At 57.8% G+C, this 25,927-nt stretch carries 26 protein-coding genes; 4 read left to right on the forward strand and 22 right to left on the reverse strand.

Features of this window, described 5'->3' with window-relative positions:
- Positions 1-73: 73 nt before the first annotated feature.
- The 5 genes from HB393_RS06985 to HB393_RS07005 all read right to left on the reverse strand — a co-directional run bounded on the left by HB393_RS06985 (position 74) and on the right by HB393_RS07005 (position 4,554).
- The gene (locus HB393_RS06985; protein WP_213804426.1) at positions 74-1,282 is read right to left on the reverse strand and encodes an acetamidase/formamidase family protein; all 1,209 of its coding nucleotides are present in this window, start codon (positions 1,280-1,282) and stop codon (positions 74-76) included.
- Positions 1,279-2,190, reverse strand: a complete 912-nt coding sequence (gene bla / locus HB393_RS06990; RefSeq protein WP_213804427.1) for a subclass B3 metallo-beta-lactamase — start codon at positions 2,188-2,190, stop codon at positions 1,279-1,281. The genes HB393_RS06985 and bla overlap by 4 nt, the downstream gene beginning before the upstream one ends.
- A gap of 103 nt (positions 2,191-2,293) precedes the next feature.
- Entirely contained in the window at positions 2,294-2,881 is a 588-nt protein-coding gene (locus HB393_RS06995; RefSeq protein ID WP_213804428.1) for a TetR/AcrR family transcriptional regulator, read from the reverse strand.
- A 27-nt stretch (positions 2,882-2,908) separates the two neighbouring features.
- Entirely contained in the window at positions 2,909-3,739 is an 831-nt protein-coding gene (locus tag HB393_RS07000) for an SDR family oxidoreductase (RefSeq protein ID WP_213804429.1), read from the reverse strand.
- 74 nt (positions 3,740-3,813) lie between these two features.
- Positions 3,814-4,554, reverse strand: a complete 741-nt coding sequence (locus HB393_RS07005; protein WP_213804430.1) for a DUF4386 domain-containing protein — start codon at positions 4,552-4,554, stop codon at positions 3,814-3,816.
- A 323-nt stretch (positions 4,555-4,877) separates the two neighbouring features.
- Here HB393_RS07005 and HB393_RS07010 point away from each other — a divergent pair, with 323 nt between their 5' ends.
- Together HB393_RS07010 and ribD are read left to right on the forward strand one after the other, a co-directional pair.
- Positions 4,878-5,456, forward strand: coding sequence for a VOC family protein (locus HB393_RS07010; RefSeq protein ID WP_213804431.1), 579 nt, complete (start codon positions 4,878-4,880; stop codon positions 5,454-5,456).
- A 429-nt stretch (positions 5,457-5,885) separates the two neighbouring features.
- Entirely contained in the window at positions 5,886-7,037 is a 1,152-nt protein-coding gene (gene ribD / locus HB393_RS07015) for a bifunctional diaminohydroxyphosphoribosylaminopyrimidine deaminase/5-amino-6-(5-phosphoribosylamino)uracil reductase RibD (RefSeq protein WP_213804432.1), read from the forward strand.
- 8 nt (positions 7,038-7,045) lie between these two features.
- Here the strand turns inward: ribD and HB393_RS07020 are convergent, their stop codons facing one another.
- From HB393_RS07020 to HB393_RS07035, 4 genes are all read right to left on the reverse strand, one after another.
- On the reverse strand, positions 7,046-7,708 hold the full coding sequence (locus HB393_RS07020; protein ID WP_213804433.1) for a riboflavin synthase: 663 nt from the start codon (positions 7,706-7,708) through the stop codon (positions 7,046-7,048).
- A 73-nt stretch (positions 7,709-7,781) separates the two neighbouring features.
- Positions 7,782-9,032 (reverse strand): transcription termination factor Rho, encoded by a 1,251-nt coding sequence (gene rho, locus HB393_RS07025; protein WP_020712094.1) that lies wholly within the window; start codon positions 9,030-9,032, stop codon positions 7,782-7,784.
- Between the two features lie 163 nt (positions 9,033-9,195).
- Positions 9,196-9,417, reverse strand: coding sequence for a DNA-directed RNA polymerase subunit omega (locus HB393_RS07030; protein WP_213804434.1), 222 nt, complete (start codon positions 9,415-9,417; stop codon positions 9,196-9,198).
- Positions 9,418-9,900: 483 nt separating this feature from the next.
- Complete coding sequence (locus tag HB393_RS07035) at positions 9,901-11,493, reverse strand: YifB family Mg chelatase-like AAA ATPase (protein WP_213804435.1); 1,593 nt, start codon at positions 11,491-11,493, stop codon at positions 9,901-9,903.
- 104 nt (positions 11,494-11,597) lie between these two features.
- On the opposite strand from HB393_RS07035, the gene HB393_RS07040 reads away from it, so the two are divergent.
- Positions 11,598-12,641: a HEAT repeat domain-containing protein gene (locus tag HB393_RS07040; RefSeq protein ID WP_213804436.1), complete on the forward strand. Its 1,044-nt coding sequence runs from the start codon at positions 11,598-11,600 to the stop codon at positions 12,639-12,641.
- 36 nt (positions 12,642-12,677) lie between these two features.
- Here HB393_RS07040 and HB393_RS07045 read toward each other — a convergent pair whose 3' ends face one another.
- Genes HB393_RS07045 through HB393_RS07055 form a run of 3 tightly spaced genes read right to left on the reverse strand, consistent with a single transcriptional unit; the run spans position 12,678 to position 14,367 of the window.
- On the reverse strand, positions 12,678-13,268 hold the full coding sequence (locus HB393_RS07045; protein WP_213804437.1) for a periplasmic heavy metal sensor: 591 nt from the start codon (positions 13,266-13,268) through the stop codon (positions 12,678-12,680).
- Positions 13,265-13,798, reverse strand: a complete 534-nt coding sequence (locus tag HB393_RS07050) for a hypothetical protein (RefSeq protein WP_213804438.1) — start codon at positions 13,796-13,798, stop codon at positions 13,265-13,267. Before HB393_RS07050 ends, HB393_RS07045 begins: the two co-directional genes overlap by 4 nt.
- Entirely contained in the window at positions 13,795-14,367 is a 573-nt protein-coding gene (locus tag HB393_RS07055; protein ID WP_255550872.1) for an RNA polymerase sigma factor, read from the reverse strand. Before HB393_RS07055 ends, HB393_RS07050 begins: the two co-directional genes overlap by 4 nt.
- Before the next feature lie 180 nt (positions 14,368-14,547).
- Between HB393_RS07055 and HB393_RS07060 the strand changes: the two genes are divergently transcribed.
- Complete coding sequence (locus HB393_RS07060) at positions 14,548-15,849, forward strand: VCBS repeat-containing protein (RefSeq protein WP_213804440.1); 1,302 nt, start codon at positions 14,548-14,550, stop codon at positions 15,847-15,849.
- Positions 15,850-15,862: 13 nt separating this feature from the next.
- Here the strand turns inward: HB393_RS07060 and HB393_RS07065 are convergent, their stop codons facing one another.
- The 10 genes from HB393_RS07065 to HB393_RS07110 all read right to left on the reverse strand — a co-directional run bounded on the left by HB393_RS07065 (position 15,863) and on the right by HB393_RS07110 (position 25,858).
- A complete protein-coding gene (locus HB393_RS07065; RefSeq protein ID WP_213804441.1) occupies positions 15,863-16,519 on the reverse strand; it encodes a response regulator in 657 nt (218 codons plus the stop codon).
- A 132-nt stretch (positions 16,520-16,651) separates the two neighbouring features.
- Positions 16,652-17,359 (reverse strand): Crp/Fnr family transcriptional regulator, encoded by a 708-nt coding sequence (locus HB393_RS07070; protein ID WP_213804442.1) that lies wholly within the window; start codon positions 17,357-17,359, stop codon positions 16,652-16,654.
- A 230-nt stretch (positions 17,360-17,589) separates the two neighbouring features.
- Positions 17,590-18,894 (reverse strand): putative glycoside hydrolase, encoded by a 1,305-nt coding sequence (locus HB393_RS07075; protein ID WP_255550873.1) that lies wholly within the window; start codon positions 18,892-18,894, stop codon positions 17,590-17,592.
- A gap of 265 nt (positions 18,895-19,159) precedes the next feature.
- Positions 19,160-19,825 (reverse strand): translation elongation factor Ts, encoded by a 666-nt coding sequence (locus tag HB393_RS07080; RefSeq protein ID WP_213804444.1) that lies wholly within the window; start codon positions 19,823-19,825, stop codon positions 19,160-19,162.
- A gap of 134 nt (positions 19,826-19,959) precedes the next feature.
- Positions 19,960-20,907, reverse strand: a complete 948-nt coding sequence (gene rpsB / locus HB393_RS07085; protein WP_213804445.1) for a 30S ribosomal protein S2 — start codon at positions 20,905-20,907, stop codon at positions 19,960-19,962.
- 194 nt (positions 20,908-21,101) lie between these two features.
- The gene (gene rpsI / locus HB393_RS07090; RefSeq protein WP_213804446.1) at positions 21,102-21,497 is read right to left on the reverse strand and encodes a 30S ribosomal protein S9; all 396 of its coding nucleotides are present in this window, start codon (positions 21,495-21,497) and stop codon (positions 21,102-21,104) included.
- A 139-nt stretch (positions 21,498-21,636) separates the two neighbouring features.
- Positions 21,637-22,101 (reverse strand): 50S ribosomal protein L13, encoded by a 465-nt coding sequence (gene rplM, locus HB393_RS07095; RefSeq protein ID WP_213804447.1) that lies wholly within the window; start codon positions 22,099-22,101, stop codon positions 21,637-21,639.
- A gap of 555 nt (positions 22,102-22,656) precedes the next feature.
- Positions 22,657-22,863 (reverse strand): hypothetical protein, encoded by a 207-nt coding sequence (locus HB393_RS07100; protein ID WP_213804448.1) that lies wholly within the window; start codon positions 22,861-22,863, stop codon positions 22,657-22,659.
- Between the two features lie 86 nt (positions 22,864-22,949).
- The gene (locus tag HB393_RS07105; RefSeq protein ID WP_255550875.1) at positions 22,950-24,662 is read right to left on the reverse strand and encodes a hypothetical protein; all 1,713 of its coding nucleotides are present in this window, start codon (positions 24,660-24,662) and stop codon (positions 22,950-22,952) included.
- A 104-nt stretch (positions 24,663-24,766) separates the two neighbouring features.
- On the reverse strand, positions 24,767-25,858 hold the full coding sequence (locus tag HB393_RS07110; protein ID WP_213804449.1) for an ABC transporter permease: 1,092 nt from the start codon (positions 25,856-25,858) through the stop codon (positions 24,767-24,769).
- Positions 25,859-25,927 lie beyond the last annotated feature (69 nt).

Below are 25,927 nucleotides of genomic sequence, written 5' to 3' on the forward strand. Positions count from 1 at the left end.
AATTTGCGTCCAGAATAATATCCGATCCGAAGCACCGCAGACTCCAACAAAATTCCGTGCCCCAAATCTCGCCCTACTTCGCGCCCCGCCCCACGAAGTCCCGCTTCCGGATCAACCCATGCACGCCCTTCACCCGGTCCACCACCTGCGACACCTCAAAGTCCGTAGCCGCGCTCAGATACGCCATGGCAGCCGCCCGATCCATCCCCTGATTCTCCGCCAGGTAGTCGATCGCGCTCCGCACCGCCTTCTTCATCGCCTCATTCAGATCCACGTCCAGCCCAATCGGAATCCAGTACTCCGGCGTCTCCGCGAACGGCCCAGTCAACGCCCGCTTCGTCGGATACCCCGCCTCCCCCACCTTCAACACCGTCAGCCGCATCGTCGCACGCACCGACCCCTCCACCGCCGTCAGCGCCACCTCTCCATTCCCTTGCGCAAAGTGCGGATCCGAGACAAACAGCTTCGCCCCCGCAACCTGCACCGGCAGATACAGCGTGCTTCCAGCCACCAAATAATGAATGTCGATATTCCCCCCAAAACTCCCCGGCGGAATCGAATTCGTCCTCCCATCCCCCGCCGGAGTCACCCCCACCGTCCCTAGAAACGGAGCCACCGGAAACTCCACCGTTCCACCTTTACCCGTCTCCATCACCCCAACCAGCTTGCCACCCTGCGTCTTCAACCGCACCAGCTTCGAGACATTATGAAACGCCTCCGGCGAAGCAGCACCAGCCCCCGCACCCGCCTCAGGGCTCTCCGGAAACTCCCCCGGCAACGCCCCCTTCCCATGCCGATTGCTCACCACGCCATACGGCACCCGCGGCGTAAACGCCAGAAACTCGATCTTCAGCAGATCCCCCGGCGCAGCCCCCTGCACCTCTACCGGCCCCATCACGATGTGCGGACCATCCTTCAAAAAATCATGCGCCAGCCCCGACCCCGTAATTGCCTCCGCATCCCGCAGCACCTCACCCGCAGGAACCCCCAGCCCGGTGAAGTACCGCTTCGCATCCCGCCCCTGGTCCTCCAGCAATCCCTCATGGCTCAGCGTATCGAACGTCACCACCGACCCCGACGGCACACGCAGCACCGGCTTCGCGTCCGCCTCCGGCAGATACCCCCACCGAATCGTCTCCGGAGTCACCGGCACATAAAACCCAGCCCCCGTCCCCAAACCCGCCGGAGCCTTCCCCGCGACATTCGTCAGCGGCTGCAAGACCGGAACCTGAGCCCCAGCCCACGCAGTTAAACCCAGCACTAAAGCCAGCCGAAGCATCATTGCCCCTTCCCCTGCTCCTCCACAATCGCGTGGAACATCGCCTCCTCCACCGCGATCTCCCGCTTGCACGTCGCCTTGTCGATAAAGGGATTCGGCCCGCCCGCCTTCAGCTTCGCGTACTTCTCTTCCATGCCATACTGCGCCGGATGATCCCCCAACTGCACATCGCACGGCAGCGCATGCACCACCTCGAACGAGTGTTTGAACTCCGCCGCAATCGCCGGCGTAATCACCCCCGGAGCCCGCAGGCTGCACCCAAACACAACGTTGTAGCTCTTGCCCTTCTCCTTCACCACCGTCGTATACGTCGTGCATCCTCGCGTATGCCCCGCCGTCAGATGAGCCACCAGCGTCACCCCACCTAGCACCACCGTATCCCCATCATGAATCACCCGGTCCACTGGATGCTCCTTCCCACCCGGCTTCATCGCACGTAGCGCCGGAAGATCCTCCTCCATCGCCACCACCTGCGCGCCGGTCACCATCTTCACCAGAGCATCGCCCTCTTGATGGTCACCATGCGCATGGTTCCCCAACAGGATCTTCGTATCCGAAAACTTAAATCCAAGCTGCTCCACCGACTTCAAGATCACCGGAACGTTCCGCTCATACGTACTGTCCAGCAGAATATTTCCCTCCGGCGTCACGATCAGATACGAACTCAACGTCCGAGTCCCTACGTAGTAGATATTCCCAATCACCTTATGCGGCGGAAACTGCCCCGTCTGATCGACCTCCGTTCCCATGTTCCGCGTCACAATCGAAAGCGGCGTATACCGCTCCCCTTCCACAGAGACCGCCGGATGATCGGCCGGCTTCTGTTGCGCATGAACAGACGCCGCAAGAAAGCCGATACAAAGCTCGGCACAGAAAAACAGTGATAGATTCAGGCGAAGTTTCTTCGTCAAAGAGATCTCCTGGGTTGCTGCGCAGTAGAAACGGATGTCAGGGATGGATGTCCTCGCAGAGTAACACGCCCGTCTTCCGCAGAGAAATCTAGCTGAAAGGTCCCTACTCCGGGCTCGTCAAACTGCGCATGGCAAACAGAGCAATGCCCTTCAGAGTCTTCTTCGCAGCGCCAGCCTTCGCGGCCACCTTCAAGCCAGAGAGCGTAGCCATAAGAAAGTCCGTAGCCGCGCGTACCTCCACGCTCTTGCCGATCTCACCCTTCGCCTTCGCCGCACGCAGCGCCTGTTCAAACGCGGCGACCAGCTTGCTGCCCTCTGCCCCACCCAGCCCATTCACCTCCGCATCGGAGACGCCAAACTCACAGATCGCATTCACCCCCATGCAGCCCGTCGCCCACTCCCCGTCCGGCTTCATCGACAACGCCAGCAGCACACCCTCGATCCCCGCAAGCGGCGAAGAAGCTTTCTCCAGAAGCTCGATCTGCTCTCCGACGCTCTCCTTTACGTAGCGGCGAAACGCCTCCAGGTAAAGCTGCCGCTTCCCTCCAAAGGTGTCATACATACTCTGCCGGCTGATGCCCATCACCCGCATCAACTCATCCGTAGCAGTCGCGGCATACCCTCGCTGACAAAAGAGCCGCACAGCCTGCCGAAGCGCTTCGTCCTGATCGAACTCCTTCGGTCGAGCCATGCCCCTCCTCACTCTCCATTAACCACTCTACCCAAACTGCGCAGCGATCGTCTCCAGATACTGCTCAATCGGCATCTTGCTCCGAAGCGCCATCAGGCCCTTCCCTGCATCGCCCACCAACGTTCTGAACTGTCTGTTCTTCCCTGTAGCGACTGCATAGATCTCATCCACAATATCCTGCGGATCATCCAGACGGCTCTGATCTGCAGCGGCAGCCTTGAAGAGGGATCTTACTTTTTCAGTAAGAGCGTCATAGTCTTTCACCTCTTCGTTCGCGTTCCAGACCACGCTACTTGTAAAGTTATTCCCTTTAGAACCTCCCTGCTCGATCAGCCGAAGCTCGATATTCAGTGGCTTCAACTCGTAGTACAAACCCTCCGTCAACCCCTCCAGCGCGAACTTCGACATGTTATAAAGCGAACCAGTAGGAACCGCGGTTGTAACTCCCATAAACGAGCTGATATTCACAAACATCCCGCCCTTGTTAGCTCTAAAGTGGGGCAGGAAGGCGCGAATAACATGGATAGGCCCGCGAACGTTGACCTCGAACTGATGGTCGATCGTACCCTCTGCGGCAAACTCCAACGGTCCGTACGAACCGATGCCCGCATTATTTACGACCACGTCGATCCTATGGAACGCAGCAATAGCCTGCGCCGCCGCGGTCTTAACCTGCTCAGGATCAGTAACGTCTAGCTTGAAGATCTGAATATTCTTGTAAGCAGTTAGCTCCGTCTCTCGCTCAGGACTACGCATGGTAGCCGCGACGTTCCAACCCTGCTTTGCAAAATGGATGGCCGTCAACTTACCGAGTCCGCTGCTGGTTCCAGTAATAAAGATCGTCTTATTCGTTTCCATAAACGCAACTTTATCCATTCTGGATAATATTGTCCAGAACTAAAATTGCGCTGCTTTCAAAGTTGAGTCCAGCCTCACTCCCCGATAGAGATAGCGCTGCGCTGGGCCTGCTCTCTCCATCGTTCAACGTTCACACCTCTCACCAGAAGCCATCCACAAAGCAATACCTCCGCCAAGCCGAAGACCATCAAGTAAGAGAAGAAACGAGCTGCAAACGCTGGAGCCACAAAGTTCGCAAAACTATTGATCAGGTAACACACGCCTTCGAGCGCAAGCAGCACACCGATCACTCGGGGAAAGAAAGTAGACCTGAAGATTAGGTATCCGAAGAGCAGACAGTAGAAGCCAAAAAATACCAGTGCAATGGCGAAGCCACGTTCGAACAACTGGAGAGACACATACGACAAAGACTGTAACTGCTCTGCTGTAAATCCATTCAAAGAATGGCCGCCTCCTAACAAAAGTAAGGGCGCAAAATGGCCGAGCAGACTGACACTCTCAATGGCAGTGCCCACCAGGCTGAAGAACACCACCAGCACCGCGACACTCCTGTTCACCACCTTGAACAGATCATAAAAGAGAAGCACCAGCGGCACATTGCACGCGCAATAAAAGATCTCGACCGCAAAGCCCAGCCGGTACAGCAGCTCATGCGTCATGATGTTGTGCGCCGTAGCCGCCGCATCCCCATGCACCACGAGTTGCCCGCGAACAAAGAGCTCAGCGAATATGCCACCGGCGATGACGATCAGATACAGCAAGCCGGCAACTCTGGCCTTGAGCCGCGGTGACATCCCTTCAATGCGTTCGATCATCCGATCGCCTCATTCTCGTTACAGACGACACAGCGCCCCGCCGTTCTAACCCTGACTGTTCTAGCACCAGCCATTCTCAAGCTGACAATCACTCTTAAATACGAGGAGCGGAGTCCGGCAGTTCCTCTTCCCTGCAGATAAACCACGCAAAGGATGGAATAACTTGTAACCCGTTGTGTCCTCTTTATTACATGCAAGTCCCGACCAAGCGCGCAAAGGATGGTCTCAAACGAAGTGCATCGCAGCCCTTTAAATCAGGCATCCCTGACTGCAGGGACGTCTGCATCTCTATTCGAACGAAGCAATAGGAAAGAGGTTATTTTATGCAACAAGTCGAACCGCTAACAGCTCCTCCGTCCCAGGAAGTATCGGACGCATTTGAATCGAGCACGCTCCCCATCTCGTCCATTGCCAACGGTTACACCCATACGGGCATTCAGCACGTCGGCTTGCATGCAAAAGATCTCGCTGCGACTGCGGAGTTTTACCGGGACCTCTTTGGCATGCAGATCGTCGGAGGCAGCACATCGGAGAATGAGCCGTTGGGCGCTACCGTGTTTCTCAGTAGCCGCCCCGGACAGGAGTCCCATGAGATCGCCCTCTTCGCGAAAGAGGAGTACAAGCACAGCGCCTTCAAGATGTCGTCCTTGGCAGATCTCCAGTCGTTTCATCGCCGCTGCTCTGAATTAGAACTCCCCATCAGGGTAACCGCGAACCATGGAGTATCCTTCGCCTTGTATCTCGAAGACCCGAGTGGAAACCTGATCGAGGTCTACTGGCCTACCGGAGTCGAGCTGAAACAACCTCTTATGATCCCAGTCGATCTGACCTTGACCGAAAAAGAGCTCATGGCAAAGCTCGATGAACTCTCCGCATCAGTGCCATCTGAATCCGCGTCGTAACCAAAACCTCGGTCCGAATTGGATACGACGCTAGCCCTGGAAACCCTGCAAATTGAGATACTCCTAGATAAAAGATGCGAATCTCCCAGCAAAACAGCATGTCAAGCTCCTTAAGCTGCTAAACCCAGAAGATCCAACCACTTCCATGTGGCACTTTAGTTTTCGACGCCTGACTATAATTGAAGTAGAAGAGAAAACCCAACGGCTGCACAGGCGGAAGCCTTGCAGCCGTTGCATTTAACCGAACTATCGAAAGGAGGCCCTAACCCACGCTGGCTGACGTATTTGGACATAAGCCATTTGCAATCAACGAGCTAGCGACACTCGCGTCCTCTAACTCGATAGAACTAAACCACTTACGCCCAAATACCCCCAAGGGGGGTGGGGGGTGGTAGAGAATAAACTCGAGAGCGGAAGGGTTAATACCAAATGGTCGACGCAGCACAAGACGAACGCTTCATGCAGCGAGCCCTGACCCTGGCCCAAAAGAGCATCGGTCTAGCCTCCCCGAACCCGCAGGTAGGTTGTGTCCTCACCGCCGGCGGGACAATCATCGGCGAAGGCGCTCACATCTACGACAACCGCGACCACGCCGAGATCGCCGCCCTCAAGCAAGCCGCCAGCCGCGGCATCAGCGTAGTAGGCGCAACCGCCTACGTCACCTTGGAACCGTGCTCCCACCAGGGCCGAACCGGCCCCTGCGCCGACGCCCTCATCGCCGCCCGCATCGGCCGCTGCGTCGTCGCTACCCGCGACCCCAACCCTCTGGTCAGCGGCCGCGGCATCTCCAAGCTCCGCGACGCAGGCATCGAAGTCACCGTCGGAGTCCTCCAGCAGCAGGCTCGCGACCTCGACGATCCCTTCGCCCACTTCATCCAGCACCATCGCCCCTTCGTCACCCTCAAAGCTGCCCTCTCCGTCGACGGCTACCTCGCTCCACCGCCCACCAACCGCCTCCCCGACCAGCCCCACTGGATCACCGGCTCCGCAGCCCGTCACGAGGTCCAACGCCTCCGCCACGCCTCCGACGCCATCCTCACCGGAATCGGCACCGTCCTAGCCGACGACCCAGCTCTCACCGACCGCTCCACACTCCCCCGCCGGCGCCCCCTCCTCCGCGTCATCCTCGACTCCCAACTCCGCACCCCACTCACCGCGAAGCTCCTCCACCCAGCCAGCCAGGACCTCCTCATCCTCCACGCCGCCTCAGCACCCACCCAAAAGATCGAAGCACTGCAATCCGCCGGAGCCGAACTCAGCGCAATCGAAACCGAAAACGGCCACCTCAGCCTCCCCGCCGTCCTCGCCGCCTTGGCCGAGCGCAACATCCTTAGCCTCCTCCTCGAAGCCGGATCTCACCTCAACGGAGCCTTCCTCACCCAGAACCTGGTCGACAAAGTCGTTCTCTTCTACGGCGAGACCGAACTAGGCGCAGGAGCAATCCCCTTCGCCCAAGGCATAGACTCACCCTTCCTCTTCCAGCAAACCCTCCACCGCCAAACCCAAACACCCTTCGGCCCAGACGCCCAGATCACCGGCTACATCCATGATCCCTGGCCAAACGAGCCTGCCAAACCCTGAATCCCGTCTCAGTACCCATTGGCGAGCAGATAATGCTCAGTCAAGGTAAACTCCGCGGACTTTTGCTGACGCTCTGCATACCGAGCCAGAACATCGGTCTCTATATTCAGTAGAGCGCCCGGAGCAAGCGTGTGAAGAGACGTCGAAGCGTAGGTGTGGGGAATGATGGCGATCTCCACAATGTTGCCGTGAAGAGACGCCACGGTGAGAGAGATGCCCTCCACAGTAATGGAACCTTGGGAGACGACGTACTGAGCGAGAGTATCGGGAAGCTGGAGCCGAAGCCGCCAGTCGGTGGTCTCAGGAGCCTCCGGAGTGATGGGTTCGAGAGCAAGTAGCGTCGCGGTACCGTCGACATGACCCTGAACAACGTGGCCGCCAAGAGGCGAGCCCGCCGGAGTCGGGAGCTCCAGGTTGACGGTAGTGTCCTTGCGGAGCTTGGCCAGAGTGGTGCGGGAGATGGTCTCAGCGGCGAGATCGGCGGAGAAGCGCGGCGGGAAGGCATGAGGCTCGATGGACAGAGCCGTGAGGCAGACTCCGTTGACCGCGATGCTATCGCCAGTCGAAAGGCGCGCAGTAAGGGTCGGCGCGGCGATGGTGATGCGGGTCGCGCCATTGGTCGGAGTGATGTCGATGATGCTGCCGGTGGTTTCGATGAGTCCGGTGAACATAGAAACAGGGTACTACGACAGAAAGGCGCAGCCTTGAGGGCTGCGCCTTTCAAAATTATCCTCACGCAATAAGCTAAATCGAGCTCATATTGTGTAGAAACTCCTGGTTGTTCCTGGTCTTTGCCAGCTTGTCCGTAAGCAGCTCCATCGCCTCAACTGGAGACAGTGGATTCAGTACCTTGCGCAGAATCCAGGTCCGTTGCAGGTCTTCCTTCGGAATCAGCAGCTCTTCCTTACGCGTACCGGAACGCTGGATATCGATCGCTGGGAACACACGCTTATCCACCAGCTTGCGATCCAGAATCACTTCCATGTTGCCAGTTCCCTTGAACTCCTCGAAGATGACTTCGTCCATCCGCGAACCTGTATCGACCAGCGCAGTCGCAATGATCGTGAGCGAACCGCCCTCCTCGATATTGCGCGCCGCACCGAAGAACCGCTTCGGACGCTGCAGCGCGTTCGAGTCCACACCGCCTGAGAGCACCTTGCCCGAAGGCGGAACGATCGTGTTGTAAGCCCGCGCCAGACGCGTGATCGAGTCCAGCAGAATCACCACATCGCGCTTGTGCTCCACCAACCGCTTGGCCTTTTCGATCACCATCTCGGCGACCTGTACGTGGCGCGCAGCCGGCTCGTCGAAGGTCGAGGAGATCACCTCACCCTTGACCGAACGCTGCATATCCGTAACTTCTTCCGGACGTTCGTCGATCAGCAGGACGATCAGCACCACCTCTGGATGATTCGCCGTGATGCTATTGGCAATCGACTGCAGCAGCATCGTCTTACCGGTCCGCGGCGGAGCCACGATCAACCCGCGCTGTCCCTTGCCCACTGGTGTCAGAAGATCCATCACACGGCCGGAGATGTGCTCACGAACCGTCTCCATCTTGACCCGCTCCTGAGCATACAGAGGAGTCAGATTGTCGAAGAGGATCTTGTTGCGCGTCTCTTCGGGCGACTCAAAGTTGATCGCCTCAATCTTCACCAGCGCAAAATACTTTTCACCCTCATGCGGCGGCCGGACATTACCGCTGATCGTGTCGCCCGTCTTCAGGTCGAACTTGCGTATCTGCGACGGCGAGACGTAAATATCGTCCGGACCCGGCAGATAGTTATAGTCCGGCGACCGCAGGAACCCGTAGCCGTCGGGCAGGATCTCCAGGACACCTTCCGCGAAGATGTGTCCTTCCTTCTCGCTCTGCGCTTGCAGAATCTTGAAGATGAGGTCCTGTTTTCGGAGACCGCTCGTCCCGGCGATGTCGAGACCGCGTGCGAGCTTGCTCAGCTCCGCAATGTTATGTTCTTTCAGCTCAGAAATAGTCATGTTGTACCTAACGGTTGTCTTTGGGGGATAGGAAGCAAAGGCGGGATTCTGCGTGACGAGGGGGTCTTGCGGAAGGCCAGAATGTAGGGGGAAAGTGAAGTGCGGGGATATACCAGTTGCTACATATTACGTGTTTGACTCTAAAAAAGGAAACTGCCGCGCATTAAGCTGCGCGGCGTTCTGCCACCTGAACTTTTTCGACCACGGCTTCGCCAGGCTCATCCATCGGAATGGTGTCCTTGAAGCGATCTAGAACCTCATTCGTCGTATCCTGCAAACGAGTGTTCGGCTTGTGCAACTTCCGAGTCGCCTTCGAGGCGAGTTGACACAGCTCATAACGGTTGTTCACGTGCGTAAGAGCTCCAAAAATAAGATCTGAGCGCATAAATCTCCTTTCAACTTTTTGATCGGGCCTGAAGCGCTATGCTCTTAGCCTTTAAATATTTAGGTAAACGAGTCGCTTTACCCATGTCCTTACGGTGTAGCTCTTCAGGTACGTGATGACATAGACATTAGACGTCTGAAAAGCATAGAACGACCCCACTAAAGTACAAAAAAATGGAATCATCCATTATTCAGATTGATCGCGTCCGGCTGCGAACATACATGACCATTCGCTCTAACGCCGTCGCAGCTGGCGATATCCGCTAATAGAAATGAATATTCTTCCTGGAATGAATAAGATAGAGAAACTCGAATTCAACCAGCTTCTATTGGTTTTAGCGTGTGCTTCAACATACTGATCTTCGGCACTCATGCAAAGTAAATGGTCCGAAGCCCAAAGGTCAATCCTTTTTATGGGAACTAGTAAAAATTATATCCCAGAAATGGAATTCTCGCCGGCAGATTCCCTCCTAGTTTTACCTCATCAGGACCAATAGCTGCGGTCGAGCGTTCGGTACTGAATCGCCTCCGCAATATGCTTCACTGAGATGTCTCGTTCTGCTCCAAGATCGGCAATCGTCCGTGCCACCTTTAATATCCGGTCATGGGCCCGGGCGCTCAAACCCTGCTGCTGCATCGCCCTCTCTAACAATCGATCCGCATCGCTGGACAACTCGCAATACATACGAATCTGCTGTGTGCTCATCTGTGAGTTCGAAAATATGGGCCGCGCCGCTGCCCTCGCCGTTCCCTTCGTCCTCTCTCCCTCTACCGTGAACCGCTCATACTGGCGCTCCCGGGCCCCCAGGACCCGCGCCCGAATCTCCGCCGATCCCTCGGCAGCCGTTCCGCCCCGTAACTCCTTGTACTGCACCGCCGGAACCTCGAGGTGAATGTCGATCCGATCGAGCAGCGGCCCGCTCACCTTGCTCACATACCTTTGAATCATCGGCGGAGTGCACATACACTCCCGGCTCTTGTCATTGAAGTATCCGCACGGACAGGGGTTCATCGCCGCCGCCAGCATAAATCGCGCCGGAAAGCTCAGGCTCATCGCCGCTCGGGCAATCGTCACCGTCCCGTCCTCCAGAGGCTGCCGCAGCACCTCCAGCACATTTCGCGGAAACTCCGGCAGCTCGTCCAAAAAGAGCAGGCCGTTATGAGCCAGACTTACCTCTCCCGGCCTCGGAATCATTCCTCCACCGATCAATCCGGCGTCCGAGATCGTGTGATGAGGCGAACGAAAGGGACGATGCGTCACCAGCCCCAACTCCGCATCCAGCACCCCTGCGACAGAGTGGATCTTCGTCGTCTCCAACGCCTCCTCAAATCGCAGCGGAGCAAGAATGGACGGCAGCCGCTTCGCCAGCATCGTCTTGCCGGAGCCCGGAGGCCCAATCATAAGTACGTTGTGACCGCCAGCCGCTGCGACCTCCAAGGCACGCTTCGCCACATGTTGGCCGCGCACATCCTTGAAGTCATGCTGGAAGTGCTGCATCTCGTCCAGCAGATCGGTTGTATTCACCGCCAGCGGCTTTGCCGCCAGCGTCCCGAAAGAGGCCGAGTTCAGAAGCTCCCGCACCTCCAGGAGCGTCTGCACTGGATAGACATTGACTCCCTCCACCACCGCCGCCTCGCGAGCATTGCTCGCCGGGATGATGAGGTTCCGTATCCCCTTGGCTCGTGCTGCAACCGCAATCGGCAACATCCCCTGCAGCGCCCGCAGGCTCCCATCGAGCCCGAGCTCCCCCACCAACAGGTAATCGCTCAGATCCTTGGCATGCAGCGCCCCATACGCCCCTAAGATCCCGATTGCGATGGGAAGATCGAAGCCCGACCCTTCTTTCTTCAGGTCAGCCGGAGCAAGATTAATTGTGATCCGCGTGGTTGGTATATCGAAACCGGAGTTCTTAATCGCAGATCGCACCCGGTCGCGACTCTCACGCACCGCCGCATCTGGAAGTCCCACCGTACTGAAGATCTCTTTTTCCAGCCGAACGCCGGAGTAGTCGATCTCAACATCAATAATGTGCGCGTCGATCCCGTAGACCGCCGCGCTTCGAGCCTTGAAAAGCATAGTGAGCCTGTTGCAACCTTGAGGCAGAAAGATTTCGGCGAGTATAGCATTCCATCCGCTATAACTCAGGAAGTACATCTCGCAGGCCCGGAGCACCTCTAGCAATGTCTAAATACAGCACGCCGTTTCGCACGACCCGCATCAACTCCCTTCTTCCTGTCCTTGTCACTTGCCTGCTGCTTGCCCAGATCACGCTCCCAGCTTCGGCCCTCGCTCAAACTCCTGCTTCTACGCAGATCCCAAACCCTCCCGCCAAGGATCCCGACGGCCAGATCGTCACCTCAGGCTCCTCCGCCACTCCATCCGCTACAAGCGATGACGTCCCCGCTCCACCCCACAACCCCGATGCCACCCCCGCCCAGAAGGCCGACGAAGCCTGGTCGATCCTCAATAGCGCCGCCACCGACCCCAAGCATCCCGATCTGCGTATCCAGGCCCTCGCCGCCCTCGGCACGATGGGAACCGATCCTCGCAGCACTAAACGCATCTCAGCCGCCATGGACGACAAAGAGCTCGACGTCCGCACCGCAGCCATCCTCGCAGCTGGCGAGACCAAGAACCGAAATCTCACCACCGATATACGCACCATGCTCGACGATAAGGAGCCTCAAGTCGCCTTCGCCGCCGCCGTCACCCTCTGGAAGATGAACGACCGCTCCGGCGAAGATATCCTCCTCGCGGTCGTCGAAGGCGACCGCAGCGCCAACCCTACTCTGGTCAACGGTGCGCGCCATAGCATGAGCCGCAGCCTCCGCCACCCCACCGATATCGCCCGCCTGGGAGCTCTCCAAGGGGCGTCCATGCTCCTGGGCCCCTTCGGCTTCGGCATCACCGCCTACGAGTACATGCGCAAGAACGGTGGCGACACCTCCCGCGTCACCGCCATCGAACAGGTCTCGCAGGAGAAGACCGGTCCCATCCGCCAGGAACTTATCGCCGCCCTCGGCGACAAGGACCTCGCCGTCCGCGCCGCTGCCGCTAAGGCTCTCGGCACCTACCACGACCGCACCGTCGGCGACGACCTCTTCAACCTCTTCATCGACCCGAAGCCCCCGGTCAGGTTTACCGCCGCCGCCGCTTACCTCAACTCCATGCAGGCCGGTCCTCCAAGCCGAAAGGCATCTCCAACCGCGACCAAACGTAATTAGCCGAGATGGGTTCCCTCCGGCGAATCGGTTCCAAACTTATTCGTCGGGGGGCTGCTCGCGAAACTTCTCCATACGTGCAATCTGATCGGCGTCCATCTCCTGCCGAACCTGCAGAAGCATATGAGCATTTGCCTTCTCCAGTGACGCCCGGGCCTGCGCCACCGCTTCGATACCAGCAAAGATCCGCGCCTCATCGGGCTTCGGCTGCTTGGTCAGCGTCTCCAGCCGCGATTCCTCCTTCTGGAGAGCCTTGTAGCTCTCCAGAATGGAGCCCTTGCTCATGTTGAATACAGCATCCATCTTCTTCTGCTGATCTTTACGCAACCCCAGGCTCTTGGCGAAGCTTTTGTTGTCCCACCATCTTCCAGGAGGCCCCAGTTGCAGACCACCCCGCATGGTGCTGTTCGTCCCATTTGCCCCTGAGTTGGGACCAGGCAGCCCGCCTCGCCCATTCTGCGACGGCTCACCCGGAAAGCCTAGGTGCGGTTGTCCCAGCGAAGGCCCACCTCCCATCGGATGCCCCATCCCACCCCCACCGCCGGGTCCCCTTCCTTGCGCAAGCGCAGCCACCCCTGTCAACGTCAGACAGGAGCAGAGCAGCATTGCGGGAAGTGGGCATGTCTTCATGGATTCCTCGACTCCCCTTGTGGTCTGGATGGATCGGACGCATCCGACACCAAGCCGTACTCCTCAACAGGAGAGCGGCCATAGTCCCGGATCGCGAGATCGACCTCCGTCAAAAGTTTATTGTCCTGCGCAATCTGCGCCTCGGAGTCCTCTTGCAAGGCAACCGCCGCTGTAAGAGTTGCCGCAGCATCACTGCGATCCCGGTGCGAGTAGAAAGCTAATCCGCATACCAGCATAAGACAGGCCGCCAACGCCCACGAGGCCACTGCAAACAGACGGCGATCGCTTCGAGCAGGCAGTCCACCGCTCCCCTCCACCAAGTTCATCCACGCGCGAGACTCCCCCCACGCCAGCGTTACGGCATTGAAGCTGCCGACCGCGGCCCCGAATCGCTCCAGCTCTTCCTTGCAGATCGAGCAGTGCGATAGATGAACAGAGACCTTTGCGCTGGATTGAGCGCCCATCAGGCACTCCGTCATCTGCTCCTCACTGAGATGGCTGCGAACGTCGATGGCTTGGACTGGATTCATCGGATACCTCCTGATTGCGTTCCACCCAGTCGGGAGCGGATCGCGGTAATAGCCCTGCGCAGATGGGTCTTGACGGTATTAATGGGCATCCCCAAGCTCTGGGAGATCTCGTCCAGATCCATCTCCTCCGAGAACTTTAATAAAAATATCCGGCGCTGGTTGACGGAAAGATCCTCCAACGCCTTCTTCACCTGCTGCGTTCGCTCCTTCACCAGAAGCGTGTTCTCGGGAGAGGACGCCCCGCTGGGCAGAAAGGACGCAAGCTCGGTAATTTCGACGGTGCGTGTATGCGCCTTCCGCCAGAACTGGAACTTCTTCGTCCGCAGTTGATCTCGAATCAGGTTGTTCGCAATACTGAACAGCCAGGTGCTGACGGAGCAATCCCCACGAAACGAGGAGCGTCCCGCATACGCCTTCATGAAACAGTCCTGCGTGATCGTCTCTGCCAGATCTTGATCTCCAAGGGAAAAGGCGACGTAGCGCAGGAGTCTCGGTTCGTAGAGACGGACCAGCGTGTCGATATCTTCCAGTTCAGAGATGAAGTTCACCTGGCGTCTCAGGTGAATCATAGATGCGTCCAGAGCGGCTTGCATACACCGTCAGAGACGCGATTTCTCTGCATTTTGGTTACGCATCCCACTCCAAGCCATAAATTACTGGGCCAAAAACGGGAAAGATCCGCGTCGGAGCCTGGCCAGCCCTCAGGAAGCGCCTCTTCCGCTAGACTTCCCCGGAGGAGATTCTGACCCATGCGCTGGTGGCCAACGACTTCGTTCCTGACACGTACCGCTCTGGTCGCAGTCCCCTTGTTGACCGCCGCATATGCAGCCAGCCGTCCGGCGGATATCGCCTTCCGCGTGCAAATGATCGATCCTGGCTACAGCGAGACCGCCGCAGTCGCGGACCTGAACAACGACGGCAAGCCCGATATCATCTCCGGCGAGAGCTGGTACGAAGCCCCCAACTGGACCAAACATCCCCTTCGCTCGATCGACTACAGCCAGAACTACATCGACAACTTCAGCGACCTGCCCATCGATGTCGACGGCGACGGTTGGGTAGACATCGTGCAATGCAGCTACTTCGCGCACAACATTGTTTGGCTGAAGAATCCCGGCCATAGGAATTCAAAAGAGCCAGACGCTACCTGGAAGGTCACGGAGATCGACGCCAGCGGTCCCACCGAGTTCGCCTTCCTCGTCGACCTCAACAACGATGGCAAGGCCCAGGAGCTGCTCCCTGAATTCGACCGCCCCAACGTACCCCTCGCGTGGTTCGAGTTGCAAAAGAGCCAATGGATCAAGCACGTCATCGCACCCCACGGCTACGGACACGGAATCGGCGTCGGCGACGTAAACGGAGACGGCAGAAACGACATACTCACCCCCAAGGGCTGGTTCGAAGCTCCCCCCGACATCCGAGCCTCAGGCGATTGGGTCTTCCACGCCACCGACTGGGATCAGCACCCCATCCCGGCTGCTGGCACAGTACGCAACTCAGAATCTCCCGCCTCACCACCGGCACGCGGCGCACAGTTCGGCTACATGCATCTGCTCGACATCAACGGAGACGGCCGCAAAGATCTGCTCACCGGCATGGCCCACGACTACGGCCTCGCCTGGTACGAGCAGACCGCCGACGGAAGATGGATACAACACGTCATCGATAGCTCATGGTCCCAGGCGCACGCCTCTGTCCTGGTCGACCTCAACGGCGACGGTCAGCTCGATCTCGTCACCGGAAAGCGCTACTTCGCCCACAACGGCTCTGATCCCGGCGAGCGCGAGCCCATCGGCCTCTACTGGTACGAGTACCGGAAGACAGCCCCGACACCCGCGACTGCTCGCGGCCCCGGCAACGGAGGCGTCGAGTGGATCCGCCACATCGTCGACTACGGAGGGCGCATGGGAGGAGGAATGCAGATCGTTGCAACCGACATCGATGGTGACGGCGACATCGACATCGTCAGCGGGGGCAAGGCAGGCCTCTTCCTCGCCGAAAATCTAACCCACCCTTCGAAGTCTCAAGCCAACCCCAGAAATCGCCGCTGAGTAGCCCGTGAGCTTATTCCACGCTGGGAACGCCGACAGAGTCAGCAACCACCGGCACGGAGGTCTGTCGATACGCGAGCGGCAGACGCGGATCGATCGACTGCACGATCGCATAGTGGATGCGATTATGGCAGAAGACGCAATCGGTCTCGTGAACCACCAGCAACTTCGCGCTCAACGTCTGAGGGAAGGTTCGCAGACAGTCCGGACAACCGATCGTGACATACGCATCCCCAGAGACGGGATCGCTATTCTTCGGAATCCAGATGGGAGCGTGAATCGTCGATCGCTTCGCAATCTCCGACTCGGTCAACGCCGCAGCCGCCATAATCCCAAACAGAGTCCGAAGCCCCGTCGCCTTCTCGTAGAAAGCATCGGCCACGATGCCCAGGGGTACAGACTCTCCGGAGAATGCCCCGCTGGTAGCGATCACATAGATTGCCGGCAGGCGGCGGCGGATCACAGACAACAGTTCAAAACCGGACATCCCCGGCATGTTCAGGTCAGAGAGAATGATGTCAGGCGTAAACTCCCGGATCATCTCTAGCGCAGAGAACCCATCCTCCGCGCAGCGTACATTGTGGCCTAATTCCGTAAAGATCTGTGAGAGCAGCTTTCGGGTTGCCGGTTCATCGTCTACGATCAGAAGTTTTCGCGTTGGGCTGGACATCGTTCTCTCCCCCCAGTGCATCCCACTAAGTTACTGCTTTTAGTATCCTTTCTTCCAAAACCCTATTCTGCTCACTTTTGCACACTAACTGCTTTTTATTGCACCATTTTGGGCAATATCGCGTACTTGCCTTTAGCTAGCCTTGCTCACAACGACCGGCGTCTGAGAGTTAGGCTCTGGCCACTGATCGTGCAGCACCACATTTAATAGCGACTTGTGAACTCGGATTCGCCCGTTGTAATCAATAAAACCCAGCTTCCGGAAGCGGTTCATGAAGAAGCTCACGCGTGAGCGGGTCGTGCCGATCATCTCCGCAAGGGTCTCCTGAGTAATCTTGGGAATTAGCGTCTCCGGCTCCCCTGGCTTGCCGAACTCCGCCATCAATAAAAGAATGCGCGCCAGCCGCTTCTCGCTCGAATTGAAGAGCTGATCGACCAGATCCGCCTGCGTTCGCATACTGCGCGCTAGCAGAAACTTCAAAAACAGATCCGAGAAAGCATGCTCCTCGTGCAAAACCCGGAGCATCTCTTCCCTTTCAATCTTGAGGGCCGTACAAGCGGTCATCGCCTTCGCGGAAGCCATCCGCAGACCCACCACTCCTGCAATCGACTCCTCACCGATGAAGTCGCCAACCGAGAGCAGCGTAATCGTCGCCTCTTTGCCGTTCGTCGACACCACCGTAAGCTTCGCCCGTCCGGACTGAAGATAAAAGACACAGTCGGCAGGACTACCTTGCGTAAAGAAGGCATGCTTGGCCTTCAGGTGAACGATCCTCCGCCCCAATCCTGCATTGGCCAGGAACGTAGCTGGGTCGAATGCAATCCTCTTTTTTGTGGGCATCCGAATCGCCTCTTCCTATCCATCCAGCAATACAGATATCTACTGCGTCAGTAGTCCTTCAAGGACCTATGTAACTTAGGTAACATGCGAAGGCTAAAGCATCGCACCGTTCCCAACTCAGAACTGTGCAAAATTGCTCATAATGCATGTTTAATGTGTCTCAAACGACATATTTCGGAACTAGCTTCATTCGAAGCGGCTCTCGACCAAAGTAGGTCGAAGCAGGAAGACTAAGGAACGACTTGAGCAGCGGCTTTAATAACCGCATTCGAGGTCGCCGCCTTCGTGAGACCTACATCCGTATAGCGATTATGCGGATTCCACAAGATCCACCCATCGGTCTTCGCATCATCGGCGCCACGGATCTGGTCGCTCACCTCGACAGGCCCGAAGATCTTTCCCCCAAAGGCATAGTCGCGAAACGCCTGCAGCCACGGCCGGAACTTCTTAGGGTTCGCCTGGGTCCGCTTGATGCTGTTCTCGAGCGTAAGGTGAATGGTCCTGTAAATATCGTCACTGGTAGCCATGGGATTCTTATGCCCTGGAATGCCAAGCTTGAATCCCGAGGGATACAGCATGGGACAGAGATAATCGACCACGTTGATAACACTTTCGAGCTGTTGGCCAATACCCGTATCGTTCGTGTTCCAACCCACATACCCGAAGATGTCGGCAGCTAAAAACACGTTATAAGGCACAAGCGCCGTCCGAGCCTGCATCAGGAAATTGGTGATGCCTTTGACACGCCCGGCCTCATCCGTCGGCCCGCTGAAGGCAAGCTTGGTGTTCGCATCCGGGAAACGAACGTAGTCGAACTGAACCTCGTCGAACCCAGCCTTCGCCGCCTCGATGGCGATCGCGATGTTGTAGGCACGGACCTCTGCCTGCCACGGATCGGTCCACGTAAGCCCCTCCCTATCGTGGAAGAGAGTTCCATCCGGAAGACGAACTGCAAGGTCCGGACGCGCAACTCCCAGGGCAGCATCCTTGAAGACCACGATGCGGGCGATCATATAAATACCCTGTCCATGCCCATTGTTCACAAGATCGGAGAGCGAGTGCGTCAGCGTAAGCTTCCGCGCGCCGATCGTCTTGGCCAAAGGAATATCAGAGGGATAAGTAAGCAAGCCCCTGTCGCTCTTGATATCGACCACCAGGGCATTGGCTCCGCCGTGCTGGATAATACCGAGCGCCGCCTCTCGAATCGGCTTTGATGCAACGCCGTAAACAGAGAGATAGAGCGCATGCGGAGTAAACGGCGTAAGGGCAAGCGGACTCTTCGCAACATCGCCCGCCGTAAAGCTACCCGCACGATACCCAGGAGCCCGGGCCAGAACTTTTAGCCCGGGATTCTCACCCCCGGCGATCTGGAACCGCCCCAAAGCATCCCCTTTGACAACCGTAGTCCCCACCGTAACCAAAGCATCGAGAACAGGCTTTCCCGTAGCAGTATCGACGACGTGTCCATCCAAACCCGACGCAAACACAGTAGAACTCGCGCACAAAAGAGCGGCAGCAAGCAGAGACGTCTTCATGGGGGAACTAGCACTTTCTACGGCGACATTCGGGGCCGATGAAACCTTCGTTGATGGAAGACCGCGCATCCGCAAGCAGCAACGATTGCGGTGGATCGAGGCGAAGCATGAACTCCAGGAGAAATACCACCGTACTCCCCCGCTCCTGACACACGCAAGACTGTTCTGCTCACAAGGTAATTTGTATCTAACTTGGGTACCTTTAAAGTAAGAGCCCAGGCAATCGCCCGGGCTCAGTGAGACAGACTTCAGTGAGTAAGGAGTGCTAAGCCTGCGGCTCTTCCGCTGCCAGCTTGGTCTGGGCTACGGTCCAGTCCGGTGCTCCGACCTTGAAGCGAGCGAAGCGGCGAACGCTGATGTTCTCGCCGAGCTTGCCAACCTTGGTCGCGATGATCTGGGCGATGGACTGGGTCTGCTCCTTGATGAAGGGCTGCTCCAGAAGGCAGACCTCCTCGTAGAACTTGCTCAGCTTGCCTTCGAGCATCTTCTCGATGATGTTGGCAGGCTTGCCGGTCGCTGCTGCCTGCGCGCGATAGACGTCCTTCTCGCGGGCGAGGTCCTCTTCCGTGACGTCCTCCTTGCGGACGTAGCGGGGATCGGTGGCAGCGATGTGCATGGCGATATCGCGGAGGAGCTCCTGGAACTCAGGCGTGCGGGCCACGAAGTCCGACTCGCAGTTGAGCTCGACGAGTACGCCGATCTTTCCGCCAGCGTGAATGTAAGTTCCAACCGCGCCCTCGTTGGTGGTGCGGGTAGCTTTCTTAGCGGCCGACGCCATGCCGCGCTTGCGCAGGACGACGAAAGCGCCTTCCATATCGCCCTTGGTCTCCTGCAGGGCCTTGAGGCAGTCGCCCATGGGCGCGCCGGATTTATCGCGGAGTTCCTTGACGAGCTTGGCGTCTACTTTGTGAGTCTCGGTAGCGGTGGTCATGTTGGGTTCCTTATCCTGATCTTCTTCTAGATAATGCAGGCCTCGTGTGAATGAGGCGTTGACGCAGAAAGAGCGTGGTGCCGATTCGCTCTCGCGGGCAGCCACGCTCCTCTGGATGAGTGTTCGTGAGCTGCTTACGCGCCAGCGTGAGCGGAAATAGGCTCAGACTCCGGCTCCGGTTCAGAGGAGGCAGCCGGTGCCTTGCGGATATTGCCGCCAAGAACAGCCTCGAGGTCGACAGTCTCATCGTCCTCGACAGACGCTTCAGCGATGCCAGCCGATTCGTGAACCTCGGCGGTTGCGGCGTCGAGAGCAATCTCACCCTCTTCGCCGATGTGCTCGGGAGAGACCTCAAGCTGCTGAACGTCGGCGGCTTCGGTCGCGAATGCCTTCTCGGAGACCATCTGTACGCCTTCGGCGGCAGAATCCGCGATCTTCGTGGTGAAGAGGCGGATGGCGCGAAGAGCATCGTCGTTGCCCGGGATCACGTAGTCGACCACGGTAGGATCGCAGTTCGTGTCAACGACCGCGACGACCGGGATGCCCAGCTTGCGGGCCTCGGCGACGGCGATGGCTTCGTTGTTGGAGTCAACCACGAAGATGGCGTCGGGAAGACGCTTCATGCTCTTGATACCGGAGAGGTTGGTCGAAAGATGCTTGCGCTCGCGCTCCAGCTTGATGACTTCCTTCTTGGTCAGCAGCTCGTAGCGGCCATCGGTCGACATGTCGTCGAGCTCCTGGAGGCGCTTGACGGACTTCTGTACGGTCACCCAGTTGGTCAGCAAACCACCCAGCCAGCGGCTGTTGATGTAGGGCATGCCGGCGCGGTTCGCCTCTTCGGCGATTGCATCCTGCGCCTGGCGCTTGGTGCCGACGAACAGGATGAGCTTACCGGTGGAGGTAAGGTCGGTGACGAACTTGGACGCTTCCTTGAAGAGCTTCAGGGTCTTCTGGAGGTCGATGATGTAAATGCCGTTGCGCTCGCCGAAGATGTACTCCTTCATCTTGGGGTTCCAGCGCTTGGTCTGATGCCCGAAGTGAACGCCAGCTTCGAGCAGTTCTTTCATAGTGATATTTGCCAATGTAGCTCCTTGGTGAAGACAGCCGGGTAAAACCGCCGGTGCCTGGATTGATCCCGCGTACGGGAGATTTGACTCCTGACCTCATGCGATCCGGCCTGCATGAGGGTGATGCGATGGGTACCGGCCCAATGCTCCGGCACCCATTCGTACTGCTTGCAGCCAAAAGAAGCGGGCAGCTCGCAGCGCTCCGGAGATTACCTCTTGGAGAACTGGAAGCGAGCGCGGGCGCCCTTCTGACCGTACTTCTTGCGCTCCTTACCACGCGAATCGCGGGTCACAAGTCCCTCGGACTTCAGGGCCTTGCGGAGCTCAGGGTTGAAGATCATCAGCGCGCGGGCGATACCGAGCTTGACGGCGTCGGCCTGACCCATGACACCGCCACCCTTAACCGTGGTGATGACGTCGAAGGTCTCTTCGATGCCGGCGATGCCGAGAGAGCGCTTCGCGGCGGCGCGCTGCTGGGCGGTGACGAAGTACACGTCAAACTCCTTCTTGTTGACCGTGAACTTGCCGCTGCCTGGACGCAGGAAGACGCGGGCGATAGAGGACTTGCGCCGGCCTGTTCCGTAGTATTGAACTAAATCTGCCATGGTGCTCCTTGAACTTTTGTAAGGCTCCGGGGTTAAAACCCCAGAGTGCCCTTGCTATTTCAGCGGGCTAAAGCCCACTGTTTCATCCCAGAAAACCTTCGACTCAGCGAACCAAAGTCCGCTACATCCTGAACTAGGCCTAGGCCTTGGCCTTGGGCGCGTTGCTCGCGTGGAACTCCAGCGGCTGTGGCTGCTGGGCGAGGTGCGGGTGCTGGCTGCCCTTGTAAACCTTGAGCTTGGTGGCCATCTGGCGCCCGAGCTTGGACTTGGGGAGCATCCCTTTGACGGCCTGCTCGACGATAGCCTCAGGACGGCGGGCCAGGAGCTTGACGAAGGACTCTTCGCGAAGACCACCAGGAAAGCCGGTGTAGCGGCGATAGAGCTTACTGTCAGCCTTGAGGCCGGTGAGGACGATCTTCTCGGCGTTGATGATGACGACGTGGTCGCCCATATCAATGTAAGGAGTGTAGAGGGGGTTGAGCTTGCCGGCGAGGACGGAGGCGGCGGTGGTAGCCAGGCGGCCGAGGGTCTTGCCGGAGGCGTCGACGACAAACCACTTGCGTTTGATGTCTTTGCCGCTCGGGATCGTGGTGCTGTTGTTCATGAAGTACTCCCTGGTTCTGCCGTCTTCATTGTTCGGCGTAGTTCTGAAGAATATGGTCGAACGATTTTTAATGCCTGATTCTGCTGCTTCTTACGTAATGCAAACTACAAATTTCAACGACTCGGGCAGACAACCGAACAGCAGGCCGTCTACCGGAACTCTAAGGATTGCCGGGCGGAATGCCTGAATCGGACAAGAGCAAGCTCTTGAACGTAAAGAGGCTGGACCGCTTGGATTTCGCACAAAGCCTGACCGAATGGCCTGAAGAGTGGGTGCTTGGGAGGCGGCTGATGTTGCAAGCTGCCCCGCTTGGGGTCCACACAATGTCCTGTCGGGCTGAGGCGTCTGAAGATGGTTCACCCAGACGCACAGATGCGGGACTGCGCGAGATTCAAGAATATCCGAAGGGTTGGGTGGAGTCAACGAAGGAGTTACGGCGGACAGAATTTATCCGGGCTTTCCCTGAACGAGACAGAGCTCCGCTTAAGACCGATTTCCACCGGTTATGTCCTTTGAAGATGGTTTGGTGCTTTGCCCCTCGAAAACTTCTTTGATTCAGAGAAGGCGCGCCTGGCGCAGAGTCTCGTGACTGGATCTGCGACAGAGAAGCATGGCCGTCGATACAGCCTCAGGCGTCTTCGCGGCACGTTTGGAGCGCCGTAACCCTGCATAGGCAAAGCCCACAACCCCGGTGACGATATACAGAATGGAAGCGGGTTCGGCGGCAAGGACAAGCGGGAGGATCGAGCTCAACGGGGACATGGTATCTCTCTTCGGCTTTAAACAGGGTATCCATGAGTTCCGTCGGGCGATGTACCACGAAGGTGGTATTCCGGGCTTTGCGGCTGTTAGTGCACAAGCTGCGTAGTGCTAGGCTGCTGGCCGATCTTGGTCTGCAGCAGACGCGGAATCGGTTTACGTCGGCGTGGCTTGGGAGGCGTAGGCTCTGCAGCATCAAGGCGGTAAAGAATCAATAGATTGCGCTCCGGATCATCCATCACCGGAAAAGAGGCCACCCGGTCCAGACGATAGAGAGGAGTCAGCGCATCCATCTTGTCGTCGTCCACCTGGTTCCACGTAACGAACCAGCCCGGCCGATAGGTCGCCACCCGGGTCGGTAGCTCCATGGTGCCAAAGTCATCGCAGATCGAAGGCAAGCCGGTCATCAGCGAAAGATTGGAGCCCGAGATGGAGAGAACCAGGGGATTATGCGAAGGGTCCTTGCGTCGGTCGGCGGCGATGATCTGCTGAATCTGTGCGGCGGCCCGGGCAAAGGTGTACTCGGGAGTCCTCACATAATGCAGCGTCTGCCGGGCATCCATGACTACAGTAGCGGCCAGGGCAACAATCAGCGCAGCAGCCGCAAGAGGATGCGCCTGCGCTTGCGTCTGGGAATGAGCCAGGGCTGGAGCCCGCCACAGGCTCTCGAAGACGATCGGCACCAGCAGCGTAAGCGGAACCGCGATCACCAGGTAGTACCGGGGCTGAAGATTGTTGTGGTACGCCAGGAAGGCGGTATAGCCCGCCGCCCAGAACAGCAGCGCCGGAACGAGCGGGTTCCGCAGCGTCAGCCGCAGGTTGAGCGTGGCGATCAAAATAGCCAGAAGCGCCAGCGGAAACACCAGATGACCGATCCAAAAACCATCGGCGATAGTGCTGGCAAAGATCGAAACCGCAGTCGAAGCAGTAATACCGGTATAGGCGTTAGCGCTAAAAAGATACTGGTAGTCGAGCAGAAAGTGGGGATGGACGACAACGAAGTAATAAGCGAGCCACGTAACAACGGCCACCCCACCCGGCAACAAGCAAAGACGCAGAAAGGGGCGGAAGCGGAATCCCGCCCGAGCCCAAAGCAGCCACCCGATCGCCGGAAGCAGAAAGACCGCCGTGGTCTTGGTGAGCACCATGAGGGTCACAAGAAGCCCTAACAGCGCCGGAAGTAGCAGGCGCTTAAGAAAAGAAGCACCTCCCTCCCCCAGAGGACAAACATAACTCGCCACAAGCAAAGCCAGCAGAGTCAATAAGATAAGTAGCGGCTCCAAAATCGCCAGCCGCGTGAAGACATAGCAGAAGGGGCTCACCGCAAGCAGAAGAACCCCAATCGCCGGAGCCAGAGAAGGAGATTCAGCCCGCCTCCCCGCAGCCGAAAGGCGGGCCCACCGGCGAATGAGCAGGTACGAAGCAACCAGAATCAAGCCAAAGACCACGACAGTAAGCGCCCGAGCAGCCGCAACATTCACCCCGGCAAAACGAAAGACCGCCGATTCAAGCAGCGGCCAGACTGGAAGCGCAGCCGCAGGGTTGAAGTCCCCCGGCACATACCAGTGACCACGCTGGAAGTGACGAATCGCGGCATCCCCATACCAGCCCTCGTCCGTGTACTTCGACCAGTCCATCCACGGCGAATAATTGGGGAAATCAGCATTCAAATGAAGAGCGTGAAGCGCCAGAAAGATGCCAGAGACGACAAGCATCAGGGCATGCACAGCCCGTCGGACTGTACCGCCAACATTGCTCCCAACCGCCGCAGGAGTCTCCGGTAATAGAAGATTCGAGGTCATAGCTCAAGCACTGAGACGCAGTTTTTGGAGGGCTCGTACCCAGAAGTATGACAGAACAGGAGTTACGAGCCCAAGCACGCAAAAAATAGTCGCCCGGTACCGGCCTACTCGTAAGAGAGAGCCTCGATAGGATCTTTAGCCGCTGCCTTGGCCGCCGGGTACAACGCACCCAGCATCGACCCGAAGAAGGCGATCAAGACAGCCTTCCAGACATAAGGAACATTGATGACGAAATCGAGCGTCGGGAAGCGGTTCTCCAGAATGCCACTAAGCACATAGCTGGAGGCCACCCCAACGACGATACCCGCGATGGCCAGAACCCCCGTCTCGCGGAGCACTACCCCCACGATGTAAACCCGGCTGGCCCCCAGCGACTTCAGAATGCCAATCTCTCGCGTACGCTCCATAACCGCCGTGTACATGGACTGAAAGATCACCAGAAACCCAATCACCACAGCAATCCCGATAACCACCTCAAGCCCAATATTGAAGCCCGGGAGACGGTCCGGCGAGATCGAAGAAAGATACTCCTCCGCCGTCGCAACACTGTAGGTACTCATCCCGTCGGTGGCAAGAACGGCCTTCCGCACCTCCTCCTGGTACTTCGGAGGGTCTTCGGTCCGCAGATAAAACATAGTGGCCTTGCCCTCGGTACCGGTCAGCGACCCCATCGTCTCAATCGGGACAAACTTCCGCCCCCCTTTGCCGTGGGCGACGATACCGCAGATGCGGAAGGTGTGATTCAGAATATTCACCGTCTCCCCGACCTTCTTGCCCGGATAGGCAAGATCATCGATCAGCACGTCGTCCGGCCCCTGAAACGGCGTCCCAGCCAGGAACTTAAAGGGCAGAAGACCGTCATAAGACTTGAAATCAATGCCATAGATATTGTCGAGAGTGCCTGTGATCTGGATATTGACGGGCGCGACGACCACGACGTGCGGAATCTTGGCCAGCACGGCGCCCACCTTGATGGACGCTCCGGCAGGACTCATTCCAATGAGGTTACTGGCAGTATTAGGGCGGACGAACATGTCCATGCCGATACCGTTCTGCCGGTCCTTGAAGCCATTCAGCTTGCCCATCAAAATGGCGGAGATGGACAGAATCATGATGACTTCGATGGCGATCGCAAAGACGCTGATCAGCGAGCGCAGAGGACGGTGGACGAGGTTGCCGGCTACAAGTTTGTTCATGCTGTTAACAGTGTATGGGACGCAACCGTCTCATTGAGAACTCAGTAACAGGGCAGGTTCCTCAGGCCA

Source organism: Granulicella sp. dw_53, from assembly GCF_018449545.1.
GTDB lineage: Bacteria > Acidobacteriota > Terriglobia > Terriglobales > Acidobacteriaceae > Edaphobacter.

What these genes read in the sequence shown, in the direction of transcription:
- HB393_RS06985 (WP_213804426.1), bottom strand. Translation starts at nt 1,282, where the DNA reads ATGATGCTTCGGCTGGCTTTAGTGCTGGGTTTAACTGCGTGGGCTGGG.
- HB393_RS06995 (WP_213804428.1), bottom strand. Translation starts at nt 2,881, where the DNA reads ATGGCTCGACCGAAGGAGTTCGATCAGGACGAAGCGCTTCGGCAGGCT.
- HB393_RS07000 (WP_213804429.1), bottom strand. Translation starts at nt 3,739, where the DNA reads ATGGAAACGAATAAGACGATCTTTATTACTGGAACCAGCAGCGGACTC.
- HB393_RS07005 (WP_213804430.1), bottom strand. Translation starts at nt 4,554, where the DNA reads ATGATCGAACGCATTGAAGGGATGTCACCGCGGCTCAAGGCCAGAGTT.
- HB393_RS07010 (WP_213804431.1), top strand. Translation starts at nt 4,878, where the DNA reads ATGCAACAAGTCGAACCGCTAACAGCTCCTCCGTCCCAGGAAGTATCG.
- ribD (WP_213804432.1), top strand. Translation starts at nt 5,886, where the DNA reads ATGGTCGACGCAGCACAAGACGAACGCTTCATGCAGCGAGCCCTGACC.
- HB393_RS07020 (WP_213804433.1), bottom strand. Translation starts at nt 7,708, where the DNA reads ATGTTCACCGGACTCATCGAAACCACCGGCAGCATCATCGACATCACT.
- rho (WP_020712094.1), bottom strand. Translation starts at nt 9,032, where the DNA reads ATGACTATTTCTGAGCTGAAAGAACATAACATTGCGGAGCTGAGCAAG.
- HB393_RS07030 (WP_213804434.1), bottom strand. Translation starts at nt 9,417, where the DNA reads ATGCGCTCAGATCTTATTTTTGGAGCTCTTACGCACGTGAACAACCGT.
- HB393_RS07035 (WP_213804435.1), bottom strand. Translation starts at nt 11,493, where the DNA reads ATGCTTTTCAAGGCTCGAAGCGCGGCGGTCTACGGGATCGACGCGCAC.
- HB393_RS07040 (WP_213804436.1), top strand. Translation starts at nt 11,598, where the DNA reads ATGTCTAAATACAGCACGCCGTTTCGCACGACCCGCATCAACTCCCTT.
- HB393_RS07045 (WP_213804437.1), bottom strand. Translation starts at nt 13,268, where the DNA reads ATGAAGACATGCCCACTTCCCGCAATGCTGCTCTGCTCCTGTCTGACG.
- HB393_RS07050 (WP_213804438.1), bottom strand. Translation starts at nt 13,798, where the DNA reads ATGAATCCAGTCCAAGCCATCGACGTTCGCAGCCATCTCAGTGAGGAG.
- HB393_RS07055 (WP_255550872.1), bottom strand. Translation starts at nt 14,367, where the DNA reads ATGATTCACCTGAGACGCCAGGTGAACTTCATCTCTGAACTGGAAGAT.
- HB393_RS07060 (WP_213804440.1), top strand. Translation starts at nt 14,548, where the DNA reads ATGCGCTGGTGGCCAACGACTTCGTTCCTGACACGTACCGCTCTGGTC.
- HB393_RS07065 (WP_213804441.1), bottom strand. Translation starts at nt 16,519, where the DNA reads ATGTCCAGCCCAACGCGAAAACTTCTGATCGTAGACGATGAACCGGCA.
- HB393_RS07070 (WP_213804442.1), bottom strand. Translation starts at nt 17,359, where the DNA reads ATGCCCACAAAAAAGAGGATTGCATTCGACCCAGCTACGTTCCTGGCC.
- HB393_RS07075 (WP_255550873.1), bottom strand. Translation starts at nt 18,894, where the DNA reads ATGAAGACGTCTCTGCTTGCTGCCGCTCTTTTGTGCGCGAGTTCTACT.
- HB393_RS07080 (WP_213804444.1), bottom strand. Translation starts at nt 19,825, where the DNA reads ATGACCACCGCTACCGAGACTCACAAAGTAGACGCCAAGCTCGTCAAG.
- rpsI (WP_213804446.1), bottom strand. Translation starts at nt 21,497, where the DNA reads ATGGCAGATTTAGTTCAATACTACGGAACAGGCCGGCGCAAGTCCTCT.
- rplM (WP_213804447.1), bottom strand. Translation starts at nt 22,101, where the DNA reads ATGAACAACAGCACCACGATCCCGAGCGGCAAAGACATCAAACGCAAG.
- HB393_RS07100 (WP_213804448.1), bottom strand. Translation starts at nt 22,863, where the DNA reads ATGTCCCCGTTGAGCTCGATCCTCCCGCTTGTCCTTGCCGCCGAACCC.
- HB393_RS07105 (WP_255550875.1), bottom strand. Translation starts at nt 24,662, where the DNA reads ATGACCTCGAATCTTCTATTACCGGAGACTCCTGCGGCGGTTGGGAGC.
- HB393_RS07110 (WP_213804449.1), bottom strand. Translation starts at nt 25,858, where the DNA reads ATGAACAAACTTGTAGCCGGCAACCTCGTCCACCGTCCTCTGCGCTCG.